General features: G+C 32.7%; 13 protein-coding genes. All 13 read right to left on the reverse strand.

All coding sequences use genetic code 11. The features are described from left to right. Window positions 1-44: 44 nt before the first annotated feature. Window positions 45-1352 (reverse strand): PQQ-dependent sugar dehydrogenase, encoded by a 1308-nt coding sequence (locus tag EG358_RS15145; RefSeq protein WP_076560743.1) that lies wholly within the window; start codon window positions 1350-1352, stop codon window positions 45-47. A 260-nt stretch (window positions 1353-1612) separates the two neighbouring features. Continuing rightward, entirely contained in the window at window positions 1613-4276 is a 2664-nt protein-coding gene (locus EG358_RS15150; RefSeq protein WP_076560741.1) for a glycoside hydrolase family 3 N-terminal domain-containing protein, read from the reverse strand. 123 nt (window positions 4277-4399) lie between these two features. Next, window positions 4400-5842, reverse strand: coding sequence for an alpha-L-fucosidase (locus EG358_RS15155; RefSeq protein ID WP_076560739.1), 1443 nt, complete (start codon window positions 5840-5842; stop codon window positions 4400-4402). Window positions 5843-6451: 609 nt separating this feature from the next. Next, the gene (locus tag EG358_RS15160; protein ID WP_076560737.1) at window positions 6452-7345 is read right to left on the reverse strand and encodes a TIGR01777 family oxidoreductase; all 894 of its coding nucleotides are present in this window, start codon (window positions 7343-7345) and stop codon (window positions 6452-6454) included. 127 nt (window positions 7346-7472) lie between these two features. Beyond that, window positions 7473-8183: a YqjF family protein gene (locus tag EG358_RS15165; protein WP_076560735.1), complete on the reverse strand. Its 711-nt coding sequence runs from the start codon at window positions 8181-8183 to the stop codon at window positions 7473-7475. Between the two features lie 74 nt (window positions 8184-8257). Continuing rightward, window positions 8258-8722, reverse strand: coding sequence for an SRPBCC family protein (locus tag EG358_RS15170; RefSeq protein ID WP_076560733.1), 465 nt, complete (start codon window positions 8720-8722; stop codon window positions 8258-8260). A gap of 106 nt (window positions 8723-8828) precedes the next feature. Next, complete coding sequence (locus EG358_RS15175) at window positions 8829-9611, reverse strand: fatty acid desaturase family protein (RefSeq protein ID WP_076560731.1); 783 nt, start codon at window positions 9609-9611, stop codon at window positions 8829-8831. Between the two features lie 10 nt (window positions 9612-9621). Beyond that, entirely contained in the window at window positions 9622-10434 is an 813-nt protein-coding gene (locus EG358_RS15180; RefSeq protein WP_076560729.1) for a thiol-disulfide oxidoreductase DCC family protein, read from the reverse strand. Further along, window positions 10431-10799, reverse strand: coding sequence for a hypothetical protein (locus tag EG358_RS15185; RefSeq protein WP_076560727.1), 369 nt, complete (start codon window positions 10797-10799; stop codon window positions 10431-10433). The genes EG358_RS15180 and EG358_RS15185 overlap by 4 nt, the downstream gene beginning before the upstream one ends. Window positions 10800-10947: 148 nt before the next feature. After that, window positions 10948-11451: a GbsR/MarR family transcriptional regulator gene (locus EG358_RS15190; protein WP_076560725.1), complete on the reverse strand. Its 504-nt coding sequence runs from the start codon at window positions 11449-11451 to the stop codon at window positions 10948-10950. 115 nt (window positions 11452-11566) lie between these two features. Next, window positions 11567-13159, reverse strand: coding sequence for a vWA domain-containing protein (locus EG358_RS15195; RefSeq protein WP_083677039.1), 1593 nt, complete (start codon window positions 13157-13159; stop codon window positions 11567-11569). Between the two features lie 62 nt (window positions 13160-13221). Next, window positions 13222-17760, reverse strand: coding sequence for a TonB-dependent receptor plug domain-containing protein (locus EG358_RS15200; RefSeq protein ID WP_159436371.1), 4539 nt, complete (start codon window positions 17758-17760; stop codon window positions 13222-13224). Window positions 17761-17807: 47 nt separating this feature from the next. Beyond that, window positions 17808-20570 carry a porin family protein gene (locus EG358_RS15205; RefSeq protein WP_076560721.1) on the reverse strand — a complete coding sequence of 921 codons (2763 nt, stop codon included), beginning with the start codon at window positions 20568-20570 and terminating at the stop codon, window positions 17808-17810. Window positions 20571-20619 lie beyond the last annotated feature (49 nt).

Raw genomic sequence — 20619 nt, forward strand, 5'->3', positions numbered from 1 at the left:
AAATTTCATCTAAATTATTTCAAAATGAAAATTGAGATTCAGCTTTACTTTTTATTGTACGCAACTCTCCAGACAATTCCACTTACATCGTCAGCAACCAACAGTGAGCCGTCAGCAATTTGCAGGACGCCTACAGGTCTTCCGTAAACATCTCCTTTCTCTTCATTGGCGATAAATCCGGTGAGAAATGGTTGGTAAGATCCCGCTGCTTTTCCATTCTTAAAAGGAACAAATGCGACCTGATAACCAACAAGTGAAGAACGGTTCCACGAACCATGTTGCCCGATGAAAGCTCCGTTTTTATATTTCTCAGGAAACTGGTTTCCTGTATAAAAAGACAAACCTAAAGATGCCGTATGCGATCCCAAAGGAACGTCCGGAACAATTGTTTTTGCTACAAGATCTGGTTTTTCGCCCTTTCTTCTCGGGTCTTCATTTTTTCCGAAATAAGCGTACGGCCAACCGTAAAATTTATTTTGTTTAACGCTTGTTAAATAATCCGGAACCAATTCGTCTCCCAATTCATCTCTTTCGTTCACCACCGTCCATAACTCCCCTGTTGAAGGGTTCCAGCTCATTCCGACAGGATTTCGAAGACCTGCTGCATAGATTTTCTCGCCACTTCCGTCAGGATTCACTTCCAGAATATTAGCTCTTCTCACTTCATTTTCCATTCCGTTTTCGCCGACATTACTTCCGGAACCAACAGAAATATAGATTTTCGACTGATCTTTATTGGCAATTAAATTTCTCGTCCAGTGATTATTGTAACCACCCGCAGGAAGACTAACTATTTTCTTTCCGGGTTTTGTAATTTTCATGTCGCCTTCTTTATACGGGTAAACCCAAAGTCCATCGGTATTTGCCACATAAAATTGATCTTTAATAATCAACATTCCGTACGGTTGATTCAGATTATCAAGAAAAACAGAAGATGTTTCTGCAACGCCGTCTTTGTTGGCATCTCTGTACAGAATAATTCTATTGGCAGATTTACCTCCGACTTCAGCATCACTTTTTCCGCTGATGTCATTTTTTATCTTTTCGGTTTTTGTACGTTCAGAATTCGAAAGCACTACAAAGATATCACCGTTTGCAGCCTGAATCATATTTCTTGGACTTTTAATATTTTCTGCAAAACGGGTAACCGTAAATCCTTCAGGAGCTGTCGGGGATTTTCCTGCAGGCCAGCCAAGGACATTGCTGAATTTGTTTTTGGCAACTTTCTCGTTGGGTGGTGGTAATTTTAAAGTATCTGTTTTGGTAACAACTTCTGTTTCCGAAGTATTATTTTTATTTTCCTTGCAACTGAAAAAAAGCAGAGCAACTGCCGGGAGAAGATATTTTTTCATAAAATAAATGATGTGATGTGTTAGAAATATTATGTTTTAAAAAATTGCAAAAACCGTTCCCTAAAAAGAAAACGGTTGCACATTTTAGAAATTGAATCTGTGAATATCATTAATATTTTACTCTTTTTAATTTAGCGCAAAGTCAAACAAAAGAATTTTAAATATCAGTCGTTTTTAAGTTATACAAAGGCGTAGACTTATTTAGGAAATACTATTTTTTCTTATCATTACGTATAATCATCCAGATTTAATCTAAAACATTATTCCACCTCGACATTCTGTTTCACAGGGAGATTTTTTGACGAATTTCCAATCATAATTCTGTATGTTCCTTTTTCTACAATCCAGTTCATTTTTGAATCTAAAAACTGCAATTCTTTCACCGGAACTTCAATGGTAATCTGTTTCGATTCGCCGGGTTTTAGATACACTTTTTTAAACCCTTTCAGTTCAATAATCGGTCTTGAAACTGAAGCCAGCAGATCTTTTATATACAGCTGAACGACTTCACTTCCTGCTTTTGCACCTGTGTTTTTTACATTTACTTTGGCGACAATCTTATCTTTTTCAGAATATTTTGTTTTATTTAATTGTAAATCAGAAATTTCAAAATTAGTATAACTTAAACCAAAACCAAACGGATACAACGGTTCTCCACTCAAATCATAATAATCATTTCCTCTTCCGGTCGGATGATGATTGTACGTTAAAGGCAACTGACCTTCCTTAATCGGAAATGTGATTGGTAATTTCCCCGACGGATTTTCAGCTCCGAACAGAACTTTTGCAACAGCATTTCCACCTTCTTCTCCGGGATACCAAACGTCTAAAATTGCTCCGACTTTATCTTTCCAATCGGTAGTTTTTATTGCAGAACCACCGACTAAAACGACTGTTGTAGGTTTATTTAATTTTGAAACTTCATGAATAAATTGTTCCTGATTTCCGGGCAGACTTAATGATGAACGATCCTGAAATTCACCTTCATGAATTCCGGCTGTAACAATAATATAATCTGCATTCTGAGCCAGTTTCAAAGCATCATTAAACTCTTTTTGGTAATCATTTAAACCATAATTCCAGATCAATTCAATGTTTGCTTCGCCTCTATTTTCGTGAAACTCAACAACAATATCAGATTTTTGACCTTTCAAAAAATCTACGTCAACAGTTTTGGTTGAATAAGTCAACTTTTCCCAATTGTCGATCAATAGCTTTCCATTTACATATAATCTGAAACCATCATTTCCCCTTAAACCTAATTGATATTTCCCAGAATGCGGAGCTTCCAATTTTCCTGTCCAACGAACGCTGTAATTATCCGGTTGTAGTTTTTCAGGGTTTGGAGAATATAAAGTCCATTTGAAATTCAATTGTTCGTTCTGTTTTTCAAAAGCGGGATTTCCTTTTAAATCTGAATTGGAAAAATAATTTCCTTTTAAACCTTTTTGATTTTCTGAAGATAAAAACTCAGTTGGTACGGTTACGAAATCTTTCAAATTCCAGTCGATTCCTTTTGTATAAGTGATTTCAATATTTTTATTTTTAACTAAATTTTTAATTCCATCCAAAATACTTACCTTCTTATTTCCCGGTCCGGAATAACCTCCCAATCTTGCATCAACAGCATCGGTTCCGACAACCAAAATCTTCTTTACATTTTCAGAAATCGGAAGCGTTTGATTATTATTTTGAAGCAAAACAAAAGATTCAATGGCTGTTTTTTCCGCTAAAGGTTTATGATTGATTTTCTTTAGTTCTTCAATATTTTTGTTGGAAACGTAAGGATTTTCAAACAAACCCAATTCAAATTTCGCCCGTAAAACTCTTGAAACAGCATCGTCAATTCTCTCCTTAGAAATTCTTCCATCCAAAAACGGCTGAATAAATAATTTATAATGTTGATATTCTGTCTGAAAAATCACGTCAAGTCCAGCATTGATCGCCTGCGCAGAAGCATCATCGTAATCTTTTGCCGTGAAATGCAGAACATTTGCTCCACCCACTGCACTTGCATCACTGATCACAAAACCCTTAAAATCCCATTCTTTTTTTAATTTTTCGGTCAATAGCCAATGATTTGCTGTCGAAGGTCGACCATCCAGCAAATTATAAGAAGTCATAACCGAACGACTTTTTCCCTGACTAAAGGCTTTTTGAAAAGGAATTAAATGGGTTTCTTCCAAATATCTTTTGCTCCAGTGAATCGGATATGAATCACGCCCACCCTCGCCAACATTTGCTAAAAAATGTTTTGGAGTGGTAATAATTCCCTGCTTTTCAAATGAACTCACAAAATTCACGCCCATCACGGAAGTCAGAAACGGATCTTCACCATACGTTTCCTCTGTTCTTCCCCATCGAACATCGCTCGCCAAATTCACAACCGGTGTCAAAATCTGACGTATTCCTCTCAATTTTGATTCTTTAGCAATTGCTGTCGAAACTTCTTTCATCAACTCAGGACTGAAGGTTGCCGATAAACCGATCGCCTGTGGAAAAGCAGTTGCACCTTCACGCATCAATCCGTGTAAAGCCTCATCAAAAGGAATAATCGGAATTCCCAGCCGTGATTCTTCAACAAAATATTTCTGAATCGCATTGATCTTTTTAGCTAATCTTTCAGCATCTTCATTGGCATTATATTTTAACAATTGTCCTGCAACTCCACCGCCTTGATTTCCTGCACTTACCTGCAATCCGAAAATTCCATGAGCATATTGACCTTTCGGAACGTTATCTAAATCTCCGGGAATCATGAAGCACTGCCAGAATTTTTCTTCCGGAGTCATACGTTTCAGCAAATCCTGAACTCGAGCTTCAACAGGTTGTTTTGGGTCTTTGTATAAAGGTTTTTGAGCGGTAATAAATGTCGTGCTCAATAATGAAATTGCTATAATTTTAAAACGAAATTTAAAGCGCATAAATAATTTGATTTAATTATTGTTCTTTTGTCTTGAAACAAAAGAACCAAAAGTTCAAGACTTGGAACTCACTTTATTTTCTTAACGCTCCGATTTCCTAAGTCATTTTAATTACAAATTCAACTATTGAATTATTTGAATTACGGTTGAATATTTTAACTGATTTCTCTCTTTTGGTAAATTTATTTCAATTGAATTTCCTGTTTTTTTCCAATGAATTTTATTTTTTAGACCTAAAACTTTCAAAGATTTTGGTTTAAAATTTTCAGGAAGTACAAAGCTTACTATTGATGGGGATTGATAGTTTTCTTTTTCATCCAGATGAAAAATATTCACTGTTTTTCCATCTTTGCTTTGTGTATAATAAAAATTTCCATCGTGATAAGGCGCCACAGCTCTCGTTGCAAAAACCGCTGATTGATTGTCATTCATCCAAGTAGAAATTTCATTTAATCTGTCATAAACAATTGGATCGTAATCTCCGTTTGGTCCGGGAGCGATATTCATCAGGTAATTTCCACCTCTTGAAATGATTTTAACTAATGTTTCAATGATCTTTTGAGACGATTTGTAATTGTCATTCGGAACATACGAAAACGAATCTCCCATCGTGATACAACTCTCCCAAGGAATCGAAAGCGCGTGTTCAGGAACGGCTTGTTCGGGAGTGACATAATTTTCCCATTTCCCAGGAACCGTACGGTCTACAACGATAATTCCGGGTTGATTTTTACGAGCCATCGTCCCTATTTTATCCATATCAATATCTTGTTCAACCTTGATGGTTCTTTGCCATTCAACATTTGGATCGATCGTATGAAACGGGCGCACCCAACCTCCATCTAACCAAAGAATATCGACTTTACCGTAGTTTGAAGTGATTTCATTTAATTGATTAAAGGTGAAATTCATGAAACTGTTCCATTTTTCAGGATATTTTTTCGGATCATAATTTACATTTCTATCTTTTGGAGGAAAATAAGACCACCAATAATCATCAGAATGCCAATCAGGTTTTGAGAAATAAGCTCCTATTTTGAAGCCATCTTTTCGGAATGTATTGAAGATTTCTTTCGTTACATCTGCTTTTGGATTTTTGGAAAAAGGAGTTTTTGAAGAAGTTATTTTATAATCAGACTGTTGTGTATCGAACATTGCAAAACCGTCGTGATGTTTTGTTGTGAAAACTACATATTTCATTCCTGCTTTTTTCGTCGCATCTGCCCATTTTTGTGGATTAAATTGAGTGGGATTGAAAGTGGTCTGAAGATTTTCGTAGTTTTTCACATACTCATCGTATGACTTTCCGTGTTCGGATTTACGCTGCGTCCACGATTCATCTTCCGGACAAAGGCTCCAGCTTTCGACAATTCCCCATTGACTGTACGTTCCCCAATGCATGAAAAGTCCAAATTTTAGATCCTGCCAGTTTTCAAGATTTTGAATTACCAATGGATCTGTCGGTTTTTGATAACCTTCTGAAACGTTGTGAGCCTGTGTAAAAAAAGTAGTGGATAATAGTAAGGACGAGAGAAAAAGAGTTTTCGTTTGTTGTTTGGTGAACATCAAGTTTAGTTTTTTGCTAAATTAATATTTAACCGTAAAGTTTTACCACAAAAGGCACAAAAGTTTTTTGACACATGAGTCACATTAGTTTTAAGTTTAATTTATGGAGAATATTTAGAGTACATAAGATTGAAAATCTGAGATTTGAGACTGTAAACAGGTGTATTTTTCATTCAAACAGTTCTGCGTTTCACTACTGACAATCTTGTTTTGATTAAAATAGTTTTGTGTAGGAATACAAATAACCCGGTTTGGACTTAACGCGAATTGATTTTAAATACAAACACTATTATTTGTACTTAATGTAAAATGATTTTAAGTACACATAACCTTGTTTGAACTTAATGTACATTGATTTTGAATGCAAACACACCTGTTTGGACTTAATGTCAGTTGATTTTGAATACAAACACCACTGTTTGGACAATATGTAAAATGATTTTAAGTACACATAACCTTGTTTGAACTTAATGTACATTGATTTTGAATACAAACACCATTGTTTGGACAATATGTAAATTGACTTTGAATAAAAACGGCGATGTTTTTAAATTAATTGGAATACGATTGATTAAAATTAAAAGCAATTTTGAAATTTGCAGTATGACCCTAAAGTAAATTCTCAAAGGCTTTTTCGACTGTAGGATACAAAAACTGAAACCCATTTTGAATCAGTATTTCGGGATAAACGTTGCGGCTTTTGAGAAGCAATTCGGTTTCAGTTCCTAAGATGATCGAGGCGATTTCCAATTGCCAGACCTGAGCGTTTAAGCCAAACGGAATTTTCATTTCTTTTCTTAATTTTCGCATAAACTCTTCATTGTTCAAAGGATTTGGAGCAGTTACATTAATTTCTCCGGAGATGTTTTCATTCTCAATAATCCATTCAACAGCTCCGCAAAAATCATCAATATGAATCCAGCTTACATTTTGGTTTCCTCTTCCCTGTTTACCGCCCAAGCCCAGTTTGGTGATCATTCTCAGTTTGGTAAAAGCACCGCCGTTATGTCCTAAAACTATTGATGTTCTTAACGCAACTTTTCTGGTATCTGGATTTTCAGTTTTAAAAAATTCCTTTTCCCAACTTTTACAAATATTCATTGAAAAGTCGTCACCGATAATTCCGTTTTCTTCTGTATTTAAATGTTTTTCGGAATGAACATAAATTGTTGCTGAACTAGCGTTTAACCAAATTTTAGGTTTATTGGTGCAATTGTCAACTGCTTGTTGAAGGACTTTTGTACTGTTAATTCTTGAGTCGTAAATTTCTCTTTTATTTTTCTCTGTATATCTGCAATCGACAGATTTTCCTGCGAGATTAATCAAGACATCAGAGTCTTCGAGAAGATTTTTCCATTCTCCTAAAGTCTTTGCATCCCATAAAAATTCGTTTTTACGTTTCGGATTTCTCGTTAAGATATACACTTGATTTCCTTTTTCGGTAAAATATTTTTCGAGATTTTTTCCGAGGAAACCGGTTCCGGCAGCGATTATTATTTTCATTGGAGCTTATTTTAGTTGTTGGTTGCTTGTTGATGGTTTTGTGTGAGATGCTTCGACTTCGCTCAGCATGACATTTCTAATACTAACTGTTTTAAAAATTTACAACTTACTTTTTACTTGGCTCTTTTTACTTTTGCACCAAATATTTCTTCGTTCTCACTTCGATTTCAGAGCCTTCTGCAAGCATTACAGAGATTGGTTTCTGATGATTTAAACATTCAAAATCTTTTCCGTAAACCTGTTTAAAATCAATTTCAAGCTGATGATTTTTCACCATATACCACTCCCATTTCGGATGGCAGACTTCATATTCTGAAGTTTTATCCTCTTTTTTCGTAAAACCCCAATAATGTTCTGTGATAAACTCAAATTCAGAATTATCTTCCATCGTTTGAGATTTACTTTCGGCCGTAATCTGTATAGAATACCAATCTTTATCTTTCCAAGAATAGGTCACAATCAAATCATTGTCGGTATATTCCATCTTGTTTTTCATTTTCAAAGTCTTATAATTCTCTTTATACACCGAATTGGCAACCATACTCAATGCATATTTAGGAACAATTTCTTTGATGAAAACGACTCCTCTCTTCCATTGATTTCCTTCTTTTTTCTTAACATAAAATCTTAAATTCACTTCTTCAAAATTTCTATGAAAAGGAATGGGAAGTCCCAACAATTTGGTATTCAAAAACATGAATCCAACCAAACTGACATAGCATTTTCCTTTATAAAAATCTAGTTCAGTCCCTTTTGGAAGATATTTTAATAATATTTCGGGGTTAATTTCGTAGTTGATGATGGCTAGTTTTCGCCATTCTGCTTTTAGAAATTTCATGACTTTTGGTTGTTGTTTGTTAATAGTCTCTTCATTTAATATGCTTCGACAAACTCAGCATGACAGCTCTTATCTTAACTGTTTATTCTATTATTCTCTGTTGTATTTTTAATCATCTTGTTTCTTTCTAATAAAAATTTTTTCAAGTAATTTTTCAGAAAAAAATAATTGAACAATTGACCGATAATTCCAAAGGGTGATTCAAACTCCAAAATATCTGTCATTATTGTGTTTTGATCTTCTTTTTTAAATAGATGTTGATGTCTAAATGATGTAAATCTTCCTTTTAACATGACATCAGTAAACCGATAGGGCTTTTCCATCTCTATAATTTTTGATTGATGGGTTTGATAAAATCCGAGATGTTTTGCTCTCCAGGTTACGGTTTCGTTCAATTCAATTAAACCTGAAATTCTTCCTTCAATTGCTTTTTCGTTGGTTTTTGAAGTTGATTTTTGGTGCAAATCAATATCTCTAGCCAAATCGAAAACTTTATGAATATCCGCTTGAATGGTTGTGTTTAGAATTATTTTAGACATATTTTTGTGTTTGATGGTTGATAGTTCATTGTCGATTGTCGATTGTCGATAGGATTTCATCCTATCCTTTGGTAGGCCGTCCCTTTGGGACTTTATTTTATAACTTTTAAAATGTTTGCTTCTTATTTAATTCCGGTAAAACTTTATCGATTCTTTCTGCCAATTCTGGTAATTTTATGGTGGGAACTGCAGGAAAAAGATGATGTTCCATGTGATAAAACATACTGAACGTTAATTTATTTTTCCAGAATCCACGTTGTGTTCTTGCGATGTTTGGGTTTTCATGGGTGTCGTGATGAACAGTCCAAACTGCGAAAAATGCCATTAAAAGTTCACCAAAAAACATAATTAAAATGTGATATATCAAGAAATCAAACTGAAAATAAAAAGCAATAAAAACAAAAACAGCAATTGAAATCAATTCTAAAAACATATTCTTTTTGTAGTTTTTATTGGCTAATTTAAAAGTCATCCAATGAATTAAAAACAGATGCTTCGGACCATATAAAATAGCTTCATACCATTTCATTGAAGCTGATTTCCCTTCATAATCTTCTTCTGATAGGCAAAATTTATGATGTCTGATGTGATTAAATTTTACAGCATGAATAGATGCCATCATTGAAATACTGTTGAGATACATTGAAAGCCAAGTGAGAAATTTACCGGTTCCTAAAGAGTTGTGAAAACCGTTGTGAACTTGTCTTAAGGCAGTCAAAAAATAGAATCCAGAGAACGGAAGCGCCGCCCAGTAATATCCTTTGTAAGCTAAGAATAGAGATATAAAAAGCCATGGCAAAGAGATATTATTTTCTATCAACATTTCTTTAACGGAAAGCTTTTTAAGGTCTTTCCATTCTACTCTTTTTGTGAGTTCTAGGTGATTCATTTTATGTTTTTTAGAAATTTAACCAAATAATTATTGCTAAAGCCGTCAATCTGAAAATAATCCAGGATATTGTAGGAAGGTGATTTAATTTTAAAATTTTGCATCTTCTGATATGTTCTAAAAACATGATAAAAACTACAATTCCAAAGTAAACAAGATTAAAAAAAGGACTTAAATTGATGAATAAAACAGGAACTAAAAGCAAGGTTCCGATTAGAGAAACTGTCATCATATTTCCGAGATAATCCCAAAGTTTCTCTTTTAAATACATTCTTAAAAATAAAGTTTGCCAAACAATTTGGCCTAAGCAAATGATTAATTCTCTGGCGAAATTCTGATTTAAATTTAAACCTAATTTAGAAGTAAAAATACTTAAAACAATTCCTGAAAAAAGTATAACAAAACCTATGTAAATCAATCTATATTTCAAGTTGAAATCTGGAATGCAAGAACTGTTTTCATCATCATTCTTTGATGGAATAATCTGTTTTCTGTTGTAAGAAACGAAAGAATACAGCTTTTTGAAAAACCAATACAAAGGTTGTATTCTCGCCATTTTCTCTAACGTGGGAAACGAATTTCCGATAATCAGAAGCAAACTATCTAAACCGTAAATTACTTTATTTTTGTTGTGATCAACTAAAGCAATTTCATTTTTCGCACGGTTGAAATCGATGAGGTTTTTATTCTTAAAACTCAGTTCAGTAAAGGCTTCTGTTCCAGTTTCATCCAACATTCCGGATTTTATAAAACCTTTTGAATAGATATTACACATCGGACATTCGTTGTCGTATATCAGGGTATGATTTTGTAGGGTTTTCATACTATCTTTTTTGAAGTTTCATAAGCATCGTAAACGTAAAACATTGCTATAACCGGACTGTAAATCAAGGAAATAATTAAAATAGTTCCAAGAAAATTGGTGATTCCGTATTCATTCTGTAATCCAAAAATGATAAGTAAACTCATCCAAACAGGAAGAATAAATATTCCATAAGTAATATAGATAATTGATTTTCTATCCTTATTAAATGCTCTGATTGAAAAGCTTATCAATTGCGGAATTCCCACAACAAAATAAAAGAGCATTATTCCAAAGTCGAAAAAACAACCAATTATAGCTGAGAAAACTCCAGCGATTAAAAAAAATAATTGAAAATAAAAGTCATTTTTTAAGAAAGTTTTCATGGCAATAAATTTTAAAAGTTGAGTCTTTTCGTTTTTCCTCCGAAGTAAAAAATCAGGACTAAATGAATGATTAAGTTTTTCATAATTATAATATTTTCAATAATTTTTGAAATTTAATTTGAAATAAAAAAGGATTTTAAAGTCCTTTCTATTTTAATAAGTTGGTAATCTTTCCGACTAACCAATGATCGTCGCTTTTTATGGCGAGATCCATAATATTATTAATTTTGCCTGTCACAGAGCTGAAATCGCTCATTAGTTTTATAAATTCCTGAGCTTCTTCAGAGTCTTTATCTTCAATGTTTTTCAATTCTTCCAAAAAAGTTATAACAGGTTCAATTTCGCGTTTTCTTCTTTCTTTTGTAATTTGCTTAAACAAATACCAAACATCTTTTTCGGCTACGAAATACTCTTTACGATCGCCTTTAATAAATTCTTTTTTTACAATTCCCCAATCTATCAAAGCGCGAAGATTCATATTGGCATTTCCTCTTGAAATTTCGAGCTGCTCCATTACTTCATCCGTTGAAAGTGGTTTTCCAGTTGCCAAAAGTAAAGCATGCACCTGTGCCATTGTACGATTGATTCCCCAATTGGTTGCAAAGGTTCCCCAAGTCTGAATGTATTTTTCTTTGGCTTCTGAAAGTTGCATTTCTTTATTTTTTCTAATTTCTATTACAAATATAATAATATTTTTTAAATTTTCAATAATTTTTGAAAGTTTAATTTAAATAAAAACAGACATCATAAAAATGTCTGTTATAAACTTATTTTTGTGTCGCTTTATAACTCTGAAGAAGTTTAATAAATTCGGAACGATAACCGTCTGAATCTCTATTTTTACCTTCTTTTGCCAAATTTTCAACTGCAGATAAATTTTTATTTTTAATCAGTTTTGAATCTCTTAATACTAACCCGAACCATGCTACAGACGTAGCAAATTTAAAATCTGGACTTGCCGATTCTATTCCTGAATTTGAATTTTTTATTTCCTGAATAAATTCTATACTTTTATCTCCATCCGGTTTTTTATATCTGAATTTCACGGTAGCCAACTCATCTCCAAAACCTTTTGAGGCATTATTCGACGAATATTTCAGTTTAGTTTCTTTTGGTAAAAACTCTGAACGAGTACCTGTAGGAATGATTTCATACAAAGCAGTTACCGTGTGACCACTTCCTAATTCTCCGGCATCTACTCTATCATCGGTAAAATCTTCATTTCTGAGTTTTCTGTTTTCGTAACCAATTAGACGGTAAGATTGTACATATTTTGGATTAAACTCAATCTGAACTTTCACATCTTTTGCAATCGTATAAATGTTTCCGGCAAATTCTTTTCCTAAAAACTTATTGGCTTCCTGCAGATTATCGATATAGGCGTAATTTCCATTTCCTTTGTCTGCTAAGGTTTCCATTTTATCATCCTTATAATTGCCCATTCCGTACCCTAAACATGTCAAGAAAATTCCTGTTTTCCTTTTTTCTTCAATTAAAGTTTCAAGATTTGCCACGGAAGATGTTCCAACATTGAAATCACCGTCTGTTGCCAAAACCACTCTGTTGTTTCCTCCTTTAATGAAATTTTCTTTTGCCAGTTTATAGGCTAATTCAATACCTTCTCCACCCGCTGTACTTCCACCTGCAGTAAGTTGATCAAAAGCTTCAAGAATTTTATTTTTATCTGAGGCAGAAGTTGAAGGTAAAATTACGCCCGCACTTCCTGCATATACTACAATTCCTACTTTATCTTTGGGTCTCAGTTGATTTAAAAGTACTTTCAGAGACTCTTTCAGCAATGGTAATTTGTTATCTTGATCCATTGAGCCTGAAGTATCAATCAGGAAAACAATATTAGAAGGAGGCAAATTATTCATCGAAACACTTTTACCCTGAAGTCCTATTTTTAATAATTTATGTTTAGGATTCCATGGTGAATCACTGTATTCTGTATTAATTGAAAATGGGTGGTTATTCTGAGGCTGCGGATAGTCATATTTAAAATAATTCACCATTTCTTCAATTCTCACTGCGTTTTTATCTACAGTTTGTCCTTCATTAATCATTCTTCTGATGTTGGAATAAGAAGCATTGTCTACATCAATAGAAAATGTAGAAACGGGCTGATTTTTTGTAAGCTCAAAAGGATTTTCTATCAGAGAAGCATATTCTTCATCGCTAGTGTCAATTTCCTCGTTATTTTCCGTTTCATTTGGAGGATTTTCAATTTTCACTTCTTTGGCCATTACAGGTGATTCCATTATCATATCCATTGAAGCGGCATAAGCATCTTCCTCCTTTTTCTTTTGGCAACTAGTCAATATTGCTATTGCTACGATTATTAAACTAATTTTTTTCATATTGTGTGATTTTCAATTTACAATTTAAATGATTTATTACAAATATTTACAATCTAATTTTATTAAGGTTCAATTCTAGCCTTTATTCCTTCATTCCAAAACTTAGACTCTGGCATATAGTAAAGATAAACATTACTTGCTTTTCCGGTATATTCACCTGCAAATTCTACTTTAAGATCTAGATTAATTGTTTTTGTTTCGTTAACATCAAAGTGCTCCCAATACAACACCAAATAGTTATCGAAAATTTCATAGTAAGAAATCTGTTTCTTATCAATTAAATCTTTCAACAGAGCATTTTGTAAAGTCAATCCTGCAGGAATTCCGATTTTCGCAGTGGTCATCGGTAATTGTCCGTTGATTTTATTTTTCACCGTCATCGTCATTCTGTTGGTTTCTCCTACTTTTGAAGTTTCAGATTTCAGTTTTGTTTCTAAAGTGATAGGAATATTTTCACTTTTTGGAGCTTCTAAAGTGTAGTATTGATAATCTAATTTGTAAGGCAAACCTTTATCACATAAATATTCAACACTCAAATCGTTTTCACCTTTTTTGAAAGCAGATGCGAAACTATTGTTAACTAGAACTTCAACATTATTAATTTTAATTGTGGGTTTATCAATTCCAAATAACTTTTCATTTTTAGCAAAGAAATCTGATAATGCTTCTAAAGCGACTGTTGTAGCCTGCGTGGAACCAAATCCGTAATATCCGTTATAATTAATCAATTCATCTGCAACTTCAGCAATTTTTAGTTGGTTTGCATTTTCATTTTTCTGCAAAGCCATCATATAAAGTGATAAGGTTTCTGCATTGGCTGAAATTCCTTGTGAACCTGTAAATGTGGTTTTAGTTTTTACATCTTTATTGATGTACTGTTCATTTAAAATAGTCATCAAATTATTGTAATCATCATTTTTTCCGAGATTTGCCGCCGCATTTGCCATTAAAGCCAACTGATAAGAATCTTTCGTAGCCAAAGCTCTTTTTAAACTAATTTCAAAAGTACTTTGCAACTCACTTTTAAATCCTATTTTTGACAAAGCATACAAAATATACATATTTCTTGACCACGAATACTCTGAATATTCAGCTTTCGATTCATAATTTCTGCGAACTTCAAAAAGGTCATTAGCACCTTTTTTCGATAGAATAAACGCGCTCAGATTTTGGATTAATTTTGTATCAACAGCCACATATTTTTTTAAATCTCTAAATTCCATCAAGGCAAAAGCAGAAAGTGCGACATCAGATTCGTTGCCACCAAAATAAGAAAATCCGCCGTCACTGTTTTTGTAGGACAGCATTTTCTGATACCCCTTTTTCATATTTCGGATACTCTCTGACTCTGTATAGGCATTAATTTTCTTTGTTGATTTTAAATAATCCAAAATAAAAATATTCGGATAAACCGTCGAAGATAGCTGTTCAAAACATCCGTAAGGTTCTCTTTTTAGCCTTTCCATATCTTCAAACATTTGTGAGGCAGAGTTTTCGTAAACATAATATGATGCTTCTAAGGTTGTATTGATATAATCAGGAATATTAATTTTAGTATTTTCAGATTTATTATTTATAATTGAAAAATGATAAGGAAATCCTTTTTCTTCAACTTTTAAAGGTAAAATCATCGTTTCTCTGAAATCTCCACACTTTACAGTAAATTGAATATTAGAACTAATCAATTTATCCGTCTGCATTTTCACAAATAATCTTCCGGATTCTAATGGTTTCAATGTAATCAAACTATCTGCTTTTATCAGTTTAATGTGATTCGGAACAATGACATTCATTGTTAATGTTTTCGTTTCCGAAGAATTATTTTTAATGACCACAGGAATTGTCATTTGGTCTGTTCGGGTAACATATTGCGGAATTTTTGCATCGATTGAAATTAAACTTTGAGCAGCGTAGGTCGTTTCATCTCTACCAATTAAGCCCGATGCAGAAATACCTTCCGTCATTATTCTAAATGCAGAATTGGCATCAGACTGATAAAATTCAATTTGAGCTTTACCATTTTTATCGGTCTCTACAACTGGATTCCAATATAATGTCTCGCGATAATCGTGTCTGTAGGACGTATTGGTTGATTCATAAACCGGGTACGAAAATTTACGGTAACTATTGTAGTCATATTCATTATTATAATTAACTAAACTATCTCTGGGAATATTTTTTACAACAAAATAAGTTTCGGGAGTAATATCAAATTTTATGTTTGAATTTTGTCCATTTTTTGAATTAATAATGATAACGCCATTCGCTCCTCTGTTTCCGTAAATTGAAGTTGCGGCTGCGTCTTTTAGAATTGTTAAATTATTAATATCATTAGAGCTTAATGTTCTAAATGAATTACTATTTGCAGGAAATCCATCAATAATATAAAGGGGGCCAGTATTTGAACCTAGCGTACTAATTCCTCTAACTACAACAGTTGGCTTCACTCCTGGTTGACCCGAGCCTGACATAATATTAACTCCAGCAAGCTGACCACTAATTTTGGATAAAATATTATTTGAGTATAAATCAGTATTTAATTTAACAATACTTGAAACCGTAGTTTTTTCAAAAATAGGTCGATAACCTGTTATTGTGACTGATTCTATCTGAGTTTGTCTCGAAATTGTATCAGAATTTATAGAAAATACTTTTTGATTATTTTGTGAAAAAATATTTCTGAAATTTTTATTTTTATAATTTACACCAGCTTCTTTTATAACCTCAAAAACATTAATGTTTTCTAACGATTGCTTTACCAAAGGATTTATATTAAGTTTATAAGAAAGCATTCTGATTTTTACTTTCTGTTTCGAATCTAAAGATTTTGCAATAACATCATGTTGATACTCTCCAGCTAAATCAGAAAAATAGAATAAGCCATTTTCTGAAGTCATCTGTTTTTTAATCTTGGAATAGTTTTCAATCAGATAAACCTCTGCTTTTACAGGTTCTTTATTTTCATCTTCTACGATTCCGTAGATTGGGTTTTTCTTTTCCGGAAGATATTTGTAGTTTCCACTTTTTATAACATCGGAAATCATCTCAAAATAGCGGTAACCATTGGTCAACATCACTAAGTCTAAGCTTTTTAAGGCTTTTTCTTCTTTTTTGTCGAAATAGAATTGAGGTCTTTCAATTTTTCCTCTTAATTCAGAATCCATCAACAGCCAAGAAATGATATGATTTTGTTTGTCATCGGCATACGTCCACAATTTATCGTCAACCACGCTCATGGCAAGATTTGCGGGAACGGGTTGGTCGTTTTCGTCAGTTGTTTCTACATTGACGATTACCTTTTCTCGTGGTAAATAATTTTTCTTTGTCGGTGTTATTTTCACCTTCATCTGTTTATTTTCATTTGAAAACACAATTCTTTCCGCTAAAGGAATATTATTTTCAATCACTGTAAATCTGCAAATTCCGATGGGAAGTTCTTTTTCTGAAATTTCAAGCTCATTTAAACCTTTTTTCAAGTTCATTGCTTTCGAAAAAATCTCTTTTCCTCGGAAATTTCCTTTAATCAAAACATTTCTATCAAAAGTAGAATTGATTATTAACCTGATGTTTTGATTCTCTTTTTTAGCATTAAAAACAATTCCTTCATCTTTTGCGATGGGAAGTGAGTATATTTTACTGATATTTTCTGGTTTAAGAACTTTTGCATAATATGTTTCACCTTTTTTAGGTGTAAAAAGAAAGCTTCCCATTCCGAAATTATAGGCTGAGGTTTCCGTCAATTTCTGATGATTCTGATTATAAATTTCTAACATTGCATCAACAGACTTTTCAAATTCATCTAAAACTTTAAAAGCAATATTTTGTTCGATTCCGTTGATGAAAGTTCCACCTTCAGGCATAAACTTTACATCCAGATTATTAAGAACAATTGGGATATTTCTAGAAATAGATTCTGTAAAGCCGTCAAAATTGACTTTAATATTTAAAAGAGCATCCGAAGATTTCAAGACTTCAGGAAGTTTAAATTTTAATAAAAATTTTCCTTCTTTATCAGTAATCAAAGAACCTTCATTTATTTTTTCTCCCTGATGCATCACCGTAAAATAAGCTTCATAAAAAGGAATCGGAAGATTGCTTAAACTTCTCATTGAAAAATCGGCCACAACCTCATCTCCTGCTCCATAACCTTTTTTAGGGAAATCTAGTTTCATTAAAATTCGTGGAGAAACAATTTTCTGAAGAGTAATTTCTTTTTCAAACACATTTTTCCCGGCTTCATTTTGCATCCAGGCTGTAAAAGCTCTGATCTTGTAGATTCCGCCTTTCATCTCTTCACCAAAATAAAAAGATCCTTCTGCGTGACCTTTTTTAATTTCAAATTTGTCTTTTTTAACCACAGCTCCGCTTGGATCAACAAGTTCAAAATTTACGATTCTGCTTTGATCGGCTGGAAGATTATTTTCTGCCTGAATAACATAAATTTTATAAAACATAATCTCTCCAGGTTTATAAAAAACATGGTTGGTCTGTATGTAAGTTTTCTCTTTTTTGAAATCGTTGAATGAATTCTGTGCCTTACAATATGGATTTGAAAGCAAAATAAAAAAAGGAATTATATAGAATAAAAAATTGAATTTCATAAGTTCATTTATTGTGTTGAATCGTCTTTTGAATCTCTGATTTCGTATTAAAACTTGAAAGAAACTGTGCATCCGAAAGTTTTAAAAGATGGTAGATTAAAAAAATCTAAACCTCGGCTGTTATCAGAATCATAGAAATTCTGATTAGAATCTACACCGTTATTTGCTTGCCAAAGGAAAATATTATTGACATAAAAACTGATTCCTAAAGCTCTTCTAAAATCTCCAACATCAAAATATGCTGAAAGAGAAATATCATTGATTCTAATGTAATCTGCTTTTTCAACATAATTTTCAGCAACGCCAAGAAAACCATATCTCGCCCAACGATTTTCACTTACCGATTGGTTCGGATTGTAAAAATCTACCGGTATTTGATTAACATTTCCATTATAATTGACGCCTTCAAAAACGTAGTTTTTAATATTTCTTTCATCAGCAGAAGTCTGGGAACGACCGTAATAATCGAGAACAGCTTGTGTTCCATTCCAGGTTTGTCCGCCTTTTTTCCATTCCCAATTGATGTCTAAAGCAAACATTTTGTAATTGAAGTTATGAGTAAATTTTACCACAAAATCGGGTGTAGGATCAGCAATTATTTTCATTCCAGAAGCTTTTACGGGATAACCATAATCATCGATTATTACTTTTCCGTCTGCATTTCTTTCATAAAAACTTCCCGAAATTGCGCCCAAAACCTGACCTTCTGATAAAACTTTATGAATATCATTAAAACCCGAAATCATCAGATTATTATACCCCGAATTTACCCGATCTACAACGTCTTGATATTTAAAAAAGGAAGCCTTACTGCTTACTTTAAAATTTTGATTAGCGATGATATTGTCGTAATTAAAATTTGCTTCAAAACCTTTGTACGTATGATCTGCTAAATTTTTAAGCACTAAATTATTTCCTTCAAAAACAGGAAAAATATCATCAGAAATGTTTCTATTAAAATATTCTGCCGTAAGATTTATTTTTCGATTGATAATGAATTTAAAACCGGCTTTCCATTCTTTTATATTGATATTCGAAAGATTATTAAAGGTTTCTACTTCTTTTAAAGGAAAATATTGATAAGAATTTTGTGCAGAAAACTGTGTCGTGGCATAAGAAGAATAAGATTTTGCAATTTCCGGCTCTGCAGATAATTGAGTGTATGCTCCCAAAAGTTGAAAATCACTATTATACCAGCCGAATATATTCTTAAAAGTAAAATATCCATTTACTTTCGGAAGCCAATAACTGTTTTTGAGCGAAGTGTTTGAGATATAAACAGAATTCCCAAGATTTGCCCCAAATTCTATAACATCATAATTCTCGTAATCTAAATTATAATTAAAAATATAATCCTGAGAAGTTCTCTTGTAAATATAGTTTTGGTCTAAACTATGATTAACACTTACTTTTCTGTCATTTAGAATATGATTTAAGCTAAATCCGTGCTTCAATTCAGAATCTCTCCAATCATAAGACAAAACAATATTTGAATTGTAAAACTCGTTTTTCTGATCTCTTTTGTTGTACAATCCGTTGATAAAACCGCTGGTTGACGGTTTGTAAACATCAAGATTTATAATATCCTGATTGTCGTAAGCCTGACTGATATTAAGCTTAAAACCATCCCAATGCCTGCTTAGATCAAAACTAAACTGGCGGATATTTTCGTAATAATTATACTTGTTTTTCTCATCAAATAGAAATTCAGGATTGTCTGCGTACAAACTGTAGCTTCTTTGCAAACCATTGCTGAGATAAGCATTCTGCTGATTTGAAAATGAAATCGGAGTCAGAAGAGAATTTTGATACGCTCTATTGAAAAGCCCAATTCTATTGGTATTTGTTGCCTTATTTTCTTCATAATTAAATCCTGCATTGATATTAAAATCTAAAATTTTTGTGCTGAATTTAGTTTTAAAAGAATTCGTCACATCAAATTGATCTATAAAATACATTTGATCTTTTCGCTGCCCCAAATTAAAAGAAAGTCTTGCATCGTCCTGATAGCCACTTTTAATAATTGCATTCAAATTCAGCTGATTACTATAACCAACCGTTGTTTTGAAAATATTATTATTGTAAGCTTTTGCCGGAGAAACTGCTTCTGACAAATTAACTAATTGCCCATTGACATCATATTCGTAAGGTTGACTAGTGAATCCTAAAGTTGATATATCTGGCCCGAAGCTGAACATTTCATTTGTATCCGGCCCTTTCCAAACTAATAATCCATTTTCAGATCTTCCCTGAACATACCGATTGTGGGTTTTAGGAATTCTATTTCTGTTTTTGATATCTACAGAAGTACTGAAACTTCCGTTGAACACAAGATATTTTTTCGGTTGACTCTTAATTTTATATAAAGAATCCTGCTTTAATTTTAGTTTTCTTATCGCTGAAAAATGACGATCTGAATTTTTCCTTACAGAATCGTAAGAGTTTTGTATACTAAATTCATCATTTTCAGGTTTTTCAAGCAGATTTTCGTAATCTTTAGAATTAATATCTTTAACATTTTCTCTTTTTACTTGTCTTTCCAGAATATTTTTTAATTCATACACACCATGAACTACCTGGATATTTTTTCCACTGTTCCAAACTAAAGTATCATATTCTTTTGCAGCAATAATCGCAAAGCCCTTTTCATCGGTCAATTCGTAAACACCGTTGTTTTTATTGAAAATTTTGAGAAAATTCTGAGGCTTTTTCTTTTCATTAAAAAATGTTCCCGAATAATACCGCTGAGAATCCTGCGCAAAGGCAAACTGCACCGCAAAAACAGGCAATAACAGATAAAGTTTTTTCATCTTTGATAATATTTCTAAAAATAGAGAAAAAAAAGAAATCTCCGAAGAA

The organism is Chryseobacterium indoltheticum (assembly GCF_003815915.1).
Taxonomy (GTDB): Bacteria; Bacteroidota; Bacteroidia; order Flavobacteriales; family Weeksellaceae; genus Chryseobacterium; species Chryseobacterium indoltheticum.